General features: G+C 63.9%; 4 protein-coding genes. All 4 read left to right on the top strand.

Translation table 11 applies throughout. The features are described 5' to 3' along the window. A partial coding sequence (locus ACESNB_RS01665) for an efflux RND transporter permease subunit (protein ID WP_373002910.1) occupies nucleotides 1–561 on the top strand: 561 nt, incomplete at its 5' end. Nucleotides 562–642: 81 nt separating this feature from the next. After that, nucleotides 643–2,550, top strand: a complete 1,908-nt coding sequence (locus tag ACESNB_RS01670) for an ABC-F family ATP-binding cassette domain-containing protein (RefSeq protein ID WP_373002912.1) — start codon at nucleotides 643–645, stop codon at nucleotides 2,548–2,550. A gap of 275 nt (nucleotides 2,551–2,825) precedes the next feature. Continuing rightward, the gene (locus ACESNB_RS01675) at nucleotides 2,826–4,325 is read left to right on the top strand and encodes a PfaD family polyunsaturated fatty acid/polyketide biosynthesis protein (protein ID WP_373002914.1); all 1,500 of its coding nucleotides are present in this window, start codon (nucleotides 2,826–2,828) and stop codon (nucleotides 4,323–4,325) included. An 8-nt stretch (nucleotides 4,326–4,333) separates the two neighbouring features. Next, nucleotides 4,334–8,272, top strand: coding sequence for a beta-ketoacyl synthase N-terminal-like domain-containing protein (locus ACESNB_RS01680; RefSeq protein ID WP_373002916.1), 3,939 nt, complete (start codon nucleotides 4,334–4,336; stop codon nucleotides 8,270–8,272). The last annotated feature ends 28 nt before the right edge of the window (nucleotides 8,273–8,300 follow it).

The following is an 8,300-nucleotide window of genomic DNA, read 5'->3' on the forward strand; positions in this document are numbered from 1 at the left end:
ATCGGCGTCGCCTACTTCCTTGTCGCCGTAGCCTTCAAATCCTATGCCGAACCGATCCTGATCCTTCTGGCCGCCATCCCGTTCTGTTTCACGGGCGCCATGGTCGGACATCTCGTCATGGGCTTCCCGCTCAGTATCCTGTCCTACATGGGCATCATGGCGGCGGCTGGCGTGGCCGTGAACGACAATCTCGTCCTGCTGGATTACGTCCACCAGCTCCGGGACCGGGGCATGGATGGTGCGCAGGCGCTGATCGAGGCGGGCACCCGCCGCTTCCGGCCGATCCTCCTCACCTCGCTCACGACATTTGTCGGCCTTTTCCCGCTGATGATGGAGCGCTCGATCCAGGCGCAGTTCCTGATCCCGATTGCTGTCGGCCTCGCCTTCGGGGTCCTGTTCGCCCTGTTCGTCACCCTGTTTTTTGTGCCCGCCCTGTATGGCATCGGCGCGGATATCAAACGCTTCTTCGGCTACCTCATTTCCGGCAAACACCGCCCGGGCTTCGATGCCCTGCTCGACGAGGAAGCACTCGAAACGCTCGCGCCCGTGCCGGCTGAGTAAGCATGCGTCACCACAGCAATGGTTGGAGGCAACAGAGCTTAGGCTCTTGCCTTCAACCCCTTGGTCGCTAAACCCCCCGATATGCTCACCATATCGAACCTCGACTACCGCATTGAAGCGCGCCTTCTATTTGAAGGCGCCGGCGCCCAGATCGCATCCGGCTGGAAAGTCGGCCTCGTCGGACGCAACGGCACGGGCAAGTCCACGCTGCTCAAACTGATCCGCGAAGAAATCACGCATCCAACCAATGACGGCTCTATTCGCCTGAACCAGGGCGCCCGCCTCGGCTGGGTCGCGCAGGAAGTCGCGCCGACGGATGAAACCATTCTGGAAGTCGTTCTCGCCGCCGATACCGAGCGTCACGCCCTGATGCAGGAAGCCGATACCGCCGAAGACCCGATGCGGATTGCCGACATCCACACGCGTCTCGTCGATATCGACGCCTGGTCGGCAGACTCGCGCGCGGCCGAAGTCCTGATGGGCCTCGGCTTCGTCCAGAGTGACCTTGATCGCCCGACCCGGGAATTCTCCGGCGGCTGGCGCATGCGCGCCGCCATCGCCGGCGTCCTGTTCTCGCAGCCAGACCTGCTCCTGCTCGACGAACCGACCAACTATCTCGACCTTGAGGGGGCCGCCTGGCTCGAAGGCTATATCAAGAAATATCCGCACACCGTGCTCATCGTCTCGCACGACCGCGAAATGCTGAACCGCTGCGTCACTCATACGATGGCGCTTGAGCACCAGAAACTCACCATCGTGCCCGGCGGCTATGACGCCTGGCTCAGGCTCCGCGCGGCCAAATATGCCCAGCTGGAAAGCCAGCGCGCCAAGCAGGAAGTCGACAAGGCGCACCTCCAGGCCTTCGTTGACCGCTTCCGCGCCAAGGCGTCCAAAGCCCGGCAGGCCCAGTCACGCGTGAAGATGCTCGAAAAGATGCAGGACATCTCGATCCCGATGGCCGAACGCACGACCCCATTCAACTTCCCTGCCCCCGCCGACAAGATGGCGCCACCCTTGCTCGAACTGCGCGGGGCTGAACTCGGATATGGTGAAGACGCCAGCATCCTGCGCAATGTTACCCTGCGCCTCGATCCCGATGACCGGATCGCCATTGTCGGCACGAACGGTCAGGGCAAGACGACTCTGGTAAAATCCATTGCCGAGCGCCTGCCGCTGATGATGGGTGACCGTGTCACCCACAGCAAGGTCCGCATCGGCTACTTCTCCCAGGACCAGCTCGACGAACTGACGCCCGGCGAAACCGTGCTCGATCACGTCCGCCACGCCATGCCCAAGGAAACGCCGATCTCCAAACAGCGATCAACAGCGTCCATGATGGGCTTCAGCCATGAAAAGGTGGATACCAAGGTTGAAAAGCTCTCCGGTGGCGAAAAGGTCCGCCTCCTCCTCGGCCTCATGGCCATGGACAAGCCTCATATCCTGATCCTCGACGAACCGACGTCGCACCTCGATATCGACAGCCGCGAGGCGCTTATCTACGCCCTCAACGACTTTAAGGGCGCCGTCCTTCTCATCACGCACGACATCTTCCTCGCTGAAGGCACCGCCGACCAGCTCTGGTTGGTCAAGGATGGCAAGGCCGAAGTCTATGATGGCGACCTGCAGGATTACCGCGCGCTCGTGCTTCAGGCCGACCGAAACAAATCGGATAGCAAATCGAAATCCAGAAAGTCTGATCCCGTCGTAGCAGCCCCCAAGGTTAACAAGGCCGACCAGCGCCAGCGCTCATCCGAAAGCCGCAAGGCCGCCTCGGGCCTCAAGCGCAAGGCCGACGACGCCGAGAAGCGACTGAACACAATCAACGCCCGGATCACGGCGATTGATGCTGACCTGTCGAAGCCCGGTCATGCCTCGGAACAGCTCCAGGACCTGCTGCGCCAGCGCGCCGATCTCGTGGCGGAAGCCGAAGCCACCGAGCTGTCCTGGCTGCAGGCGGTCGAAGACTATGAAACGGCTCTCAACGCCTGAGCACTGTGCGCGCTGCCCACCACCGCAAAAAATGTGTGCTATTAGCCATCATCGGTGCGTTTTTCCGCCACGGAACCCGATTTTGAGGTCGCTGTCACAATAGTAGTACTATACAAACCGGGCTAAATTGCGCAGTTAGAAATTGAAAAAACCCCGCACAGAATATGCAGGTTGGCAGTTTAGATTGTCCGGGCATGCGTACATGCTCGCAGAGGATTAGAATGGGTGTTTCAGAGAATCTGAAAAGAGCCATAGCCTTCCCGCGGGAACCGGTGGTGCTCGCACGGACCTCGTCGGCGGGTCTCGATATTCTGGAATTGGAAGAGCAGGCCGACGCGTCCTCAAACCAGGTTCACCTGCCGCCGATCTATCCCGAATGGCTCGGTGACCGGCTCTTCGCACACACCCACGGTTGTCGCTTCAATTACGTGGTCGGAGAAATGGCCCGCGGCATTGCCACCACGCGAATGGTCGTCGAAGCGGTGCGCGCGGGGTGTGTCGGTTTCTATGGCAGCGCTGGCCTCTCGCCGGATGTCATCGAAGCCGGCCTGAAGGAAATCAAGTCGCAGCTGACGCCTGACCAGACAGCATGGGGCGCCAATCTTATTCATTCCCCCCAACAGCCCGGTTACGAAGCGCGCGTCGTCGATCTCTTTCTCGCTCAGGGCGTGAAGCGGGTGTCAGCCTCCGCCTTCATGAAACTCTCAGTTGAACTGGTGCGCTATACCGCCGTCGGCCTGTCCCGCGCGCCGGACGGAAGCATCCGCCGCGACAATCATGTCTTCGCCAAGGTTTCCCGCACCGAAGTGGCTGAGCCCTTCATGTCGCCCGCACCCGCCAAACTGCTCGCAGAATTGGTGGCTCGCGGCGCCATCACCGCCGAACAGGCCGATCTCGCGTCGAAAGTTCCGGTCGCCGCTGAAATCACGGCAGAATCCGATTCCGGTGGGCATACTGACAATCGCCCTGCCAGTGTCCTTTTCCCGTCGCTGGTCTTGGCCCGCGATCGCGTCGCCGCCCGCACGGGCGTAGACGCCAACTCGGTCCGCATCGGTCTCGCCGGTGGCGTCTCGACGCCAATGGCCGTCGCCGCCGCCTTCCAGATGGGCGCCGCCTATGTCCTTACAGGGTCCGTTAATCAGTCCGCCGTAGAATCCGGCCTGTCGGAAGCAGGACGCCGCCTGCTCGCCAAAGCAGGGCCCGCCGATATGACCATGGCCCCCGCCGCTGACATGTTCGAGCAGGGCGTCGAAGTTCAAGTGCTCAAGCGCGGCACCCTGTTCGCTATGCGGGGAAAGCGCCTCCACGCCATTTACAGGTCGGGAGCGAGCTATGAGACCCTTTCCCAGAAAGATCGCGACTGGATCGACGACGTACTCGGCGAACCCTTCGACGCGAGCTGGCAGAAAACCTATGCCTTCATCTCGCAGGCCAATCCCGCCGAGGCCGCCCGCGCCGAAACCGACGGCAACAAACGCCTCGCCCTGGTGGCCCGGCGCTACCTCTTCATGGGCGCCCAATGGGCCCGTGAAGGCACACCCGGGCGCGAAATGGACTACCAGATCTGGTGCGGCCCCGCGATGGGCGTGTTCAATGAATGGGTTAAGGGCAGCTTTCTTGAACCGACGGAGAACCGCACCGTCAGGCAGATTGCCTGGAACCTGCTCGAAGGTGCCGCACAAATCACCCGTGCCGGACAGCTACGCGCACTTGGCCTACCAGTTGCACCTACAGATTACACCTATATGCCCCGTCAGTTCGCTGACGCTGAATGAGACAAAAAATGGTAAATGAGACCCGCACTCAGGCTGAGCCCATCGCTGTCATCGGGGTCGGATCGATCTTTCCGGGTCGGGGTGGCAATACCGGCTATTGGCGCGACATCTTCCAGGGTCGCGACACTCTGACCGAGACACCGGCCTCGCACTGGCTGCTCGACGACTATTATGATGCCAATGCGCTGACGCCTGATCGCACCTATGGCCGCCGGGGCGGCTTCATTTCGCCCGTCCCGTTCGACCCCCTTGCTTTCGGCATCCCCCCGAATGCCCTGCAGCAGACTGACAGCGCTCAGTTGCTGGCGCTCATCGCCGCCAAGCACGCGCTCGACGATATCGAAAGCTCAAGCGGCGTCGAGATCGACCGCACCCGCACCAGCGTCATGCTTGGCGTTGCATCTGCGACTGAACTCACCGCCCATATGGCCGGCCGCCTCCAGCGCCCCGTTTGGGTCAATGCCCTGCGCCAGTCCGGCCTCGGCGAGGCGGACGTGCAGGCCATCGTCAAGCGGATGGAAGACCATTACATCGAGTGGAAGGAGAGCACGTTCCCAGGCCTCCTCGGCAACGTCGTCGCCGGACGCATCGCCAACCGGCTCGATCTCGGCGGCAGCAACTTCGTCACCGACGCAGCCTGCGCCTCCAGCCTCTCGGCCCTCCAGATCGCTCTGCACGAATTGCGGGCAGGCGATTCCGACACGGTCCTCGCCGGCGGTGTCGACGCGCTCAACGACATCCTGATGTACATGTGCTTCTCGAAGACGCCGGCCCTGTCGCCCACAGGCGATTGCCGGCCCTTCTCGATGGACGCCGACGGCACCATGCTTGGCGAAGGCGTCGGCATCCTCGCTTTGCGCCGCCTGTCGGACGCGGAGCGTGACGGCAACCGTATCCACGCCCTCATCCGCGGGATCGGCGGCGGATCGGACGGCAAGGGCACCGCCATCTATACGCCGCTCCCATCGGGCCAGGCCCGCGCCATTGAGCGCGCCTATGTCCAGGCTGGCTACGGCCCGGAAACTGTCGACCTTGTCGAGGCGCACGGTACCGGCACCAAGGCGGGCGACAAGGCAGAACTGGCCGGTCTCCACCTCGTATTCGACGGCAAGGGCGATGGCGAACCCTGGTGCGCCGTTGGCTCGGTCAAATCCCAGATCGGTCACGCCAAGGCTGCCGCCGGCGCCGCCAGCCTGATCAAGGCTGTCCATGCCCTCAGCCGCAAGACCCTTCCGCCTACGATCAAGATTGGCGAACCTGCCGATGTGCTGAAAGACAGTCAGAGCTTTTACCTGAACAGCGAAGCGCGCCCCTGGATATCGGCGGAGTCCCGCCCGCGCCGCGCCTCGGTCAGCTCCTTCGGCTTCGGCGGCAGCAATTTCCACGTCGCGCTTGAGGAATATACCGGCCTGACCGCCATCCTGCCGCCGCGTGTCTTGCCGTCGGAACTCTTCCTGCTCTCGGCCGGCGCCACCGACGGCCTTGTCGAAGAACTAGAAGGTCTGACCCATACGGAAACTGATGAAGACGGTTTCGCCGCCCTCGCCGCATCCACGCACGGCACTTTCGAAGCCGACGCCCGCGTCCGCGTCGCCATCATTGCCGACGACCAGAAGGACCTCGCCGCCAAGGCCTCGCGCCTGGTCGGGCAGGTCGAGACCGGCACGTTCGGCACCGCGCCGCTCGGTGCAGGCATTCACGCATCCACCACGCCACCGGAAACAGGCAAGGTCGCCTTCCTGTTCTCAGGCCAGGGCAGCCAATATGTCGGCATGGGCGCCGATCTCGCCATGGCCTTCCCGGCGGCCCGCGCCGTGTGGGACATGGCCGCCAGTCACAAGACGACCGGCCCGATGAAGCTCCATCGCCTCGCCTTCCCGCCAGCCGCCTTTGATCAGGTCGAATTCGGCGAGCAGACCCAGCGTCTCACCGAAATGCAGAACGCCCAGCCAGCGATTGCCGCCGTCGCGCTCGCCCAGCTCGCTTTGCTGGACCGCCTCGGCATCGATGCTGACATGGCCGGCGGCCACAGCTTCGGCGAAATGATGGCCCTCCACCTGGCGCGAAGCTTCGATTCAAATGGCGCCCTCAGCGTTGCCGCGGCCCGCGGCCGCCTCATGGCAGAAGCCGCAAGGTCCACGCCCGGCGCCATGATGGCGGTCCAGACGGACTCCGAAACCATCGCCGCCATCGTCGCTAAAGTGCCGGATGTCGTCCTCGCCAATGACAATGGCCCCAGCCAGGTCGTCCTCTCCGGCCCGGTCGGCGCGATAAAGGCCGCTGAAGCCCTGTGCATCGAAAAAGGCCTGAAAGCCCGCCGCCTGTCGGTCGCGACCGCGTTCCATTCCTCCATCGTCCATGCTGCCGTCGAACCGTTTGCAGCAGAACTCGCCGCCCTGCGCCCGCGCAAGCCGAAATTGCCGGTCTACGCCAACGCCACCGCATCGCCCTACACGGTGAAGGTCGCCGACCTGCCTGCCGTCATCGCCGGACAGATCGCCACCTCCGTCCGGTTCCGCGAACAGGTCGAGGCCATGTATGCCGCTGGCGCCCGCCTCTTCGTCGAAGTCGGTCCCGGCTCGATCGTCACCGGACTCGTCAAGGACGTCCTCGGCGACCGCCCTTTCCGCGCCGTGTCGCTCGACAACAAGCGCACCAACGGCCTCACGCAATTCCTGTCGGCTGTCGGTGAACTCAGCGTCGCCGGCCAGTCGCTGGACCTCGCCGCCCTCTTCGCCGATACGCCGCCGCCGATCCCGGCTGCGCCGCCATCGAAGCACGCGGTCTACATTTCCGGCGCCAATTACGACAAGCCTTACCCGCCAAAAAACGGTGCGGCTGGCCGGGCCGCACCAAACGTCACGCCCACCCTCACCATCCAGCCCGCCATGGCTGCACCCGCTACGCCGCCGCCAATGGCGGCCCCCGCGCCAACGCCTCCACCAGCATCCACCGCTCCGACTCCCAGCAGGACCACTCCAATGCCCGACACGCCCCAAACCTATCCCGCGCCCATGCCGGCTTCTTCGTCCGCAGAGCGTATCTGGAGCGAAGTGTCCCAGCTTCATTCCCAATACCTCTCGACAACGGCTGCCAGCCACACGGCCTTCCTCAATGCGGCCGCCTCCCTGCTCGGCGGTCAGCCACTGACGCTTTCGGCGCCCGCGCCCGTCCAGCGCATCGGCGCACCAGTTGCCGCGCCGCAACCTCAGCCGGCGCCGCAGGCAGCAGCCCCCGCTCCGGCCCCCGCAGCCGCGCCCGCACCGGCGCCATACACGAACGGCGCTGCCGCCCCTGCACCTCAACCTGCCCCCGCACCGGTCGCCGCCGCGCCGACACCACCCACGCCCGTTGCAGCGGCTGCACCGGCACCCTCAAGCGATCAGGACCCCGTCGCACTTGTCCAGGCCATCGTGTCAGACAAGACCGGCTATCCGGTCGACATGCTCGACCCGAACATGGATCTTGAAGGCGAACTCGGCGTCGACTCGATCAAGCAGGTCGAAATCCTCTCCACCCTGCGCGAACGCCTGCCGCACCTGCCGGAAATCGATCCCGAACAGCTCGTCGAACTGCGCACGATCAACGCTATCGCGGCCATGATCGGTGGATCGGCCCCCGCACCAGCCGCGCCGGCCCCTGTTGCCGCCGCTCCGGCGCCGGTTGCTGCACCAGCCGCCGTGTCAGCCCCGGCGCCTACACCGACGACCAACGGCAATGGCATCACGCCGGACATCATCCGCGCCCTCGTCGCCGACAAGACCGGCTACCCGTCCTCCATGCTCGAAGACGACATGGACCTTGAAGGCGAACTTGGCGTTGACTCGATCAAACAGGTCGAGATCCTCTCGGCCCTGCGCGACCAGCACCCGTCGCTGCCGGAAGTCGATCCCGAAGCCATCGCCAAACTGCGCACGATCCGGAAGATTGCCGATTTTTTCAGCTAGGGGCCGGTGAGGCCACGTCCTCAGCTCA

Origin of the sequence: Hyphomonas sp. (assembly GCF_041689225.1) — a bacterium.
Classification (GTDB): Bacteria; Pseudomonadota; Alphaproteobacteria; order Caulobacterales; family Hyphomonadaceae; genus Hyphomonas.

Bases quoted from the DNA above. Each gene is read 5' to 3' on its own strand.
- ACESNB_RS01680 (WP_373002916.1), top strand. From the start codon at position 4,334: ATGGTAAATGAGACCCGCACTCAGGCTGAGCCCATCGCTGTCATCGGG.
- ACESNB_RS01670 (WP_373002912.1), top strand. From the start codon at position 643: ATGCTCACCATATCGAACCTCGACTACCGCATTGAAGCGCGCCTTCTA.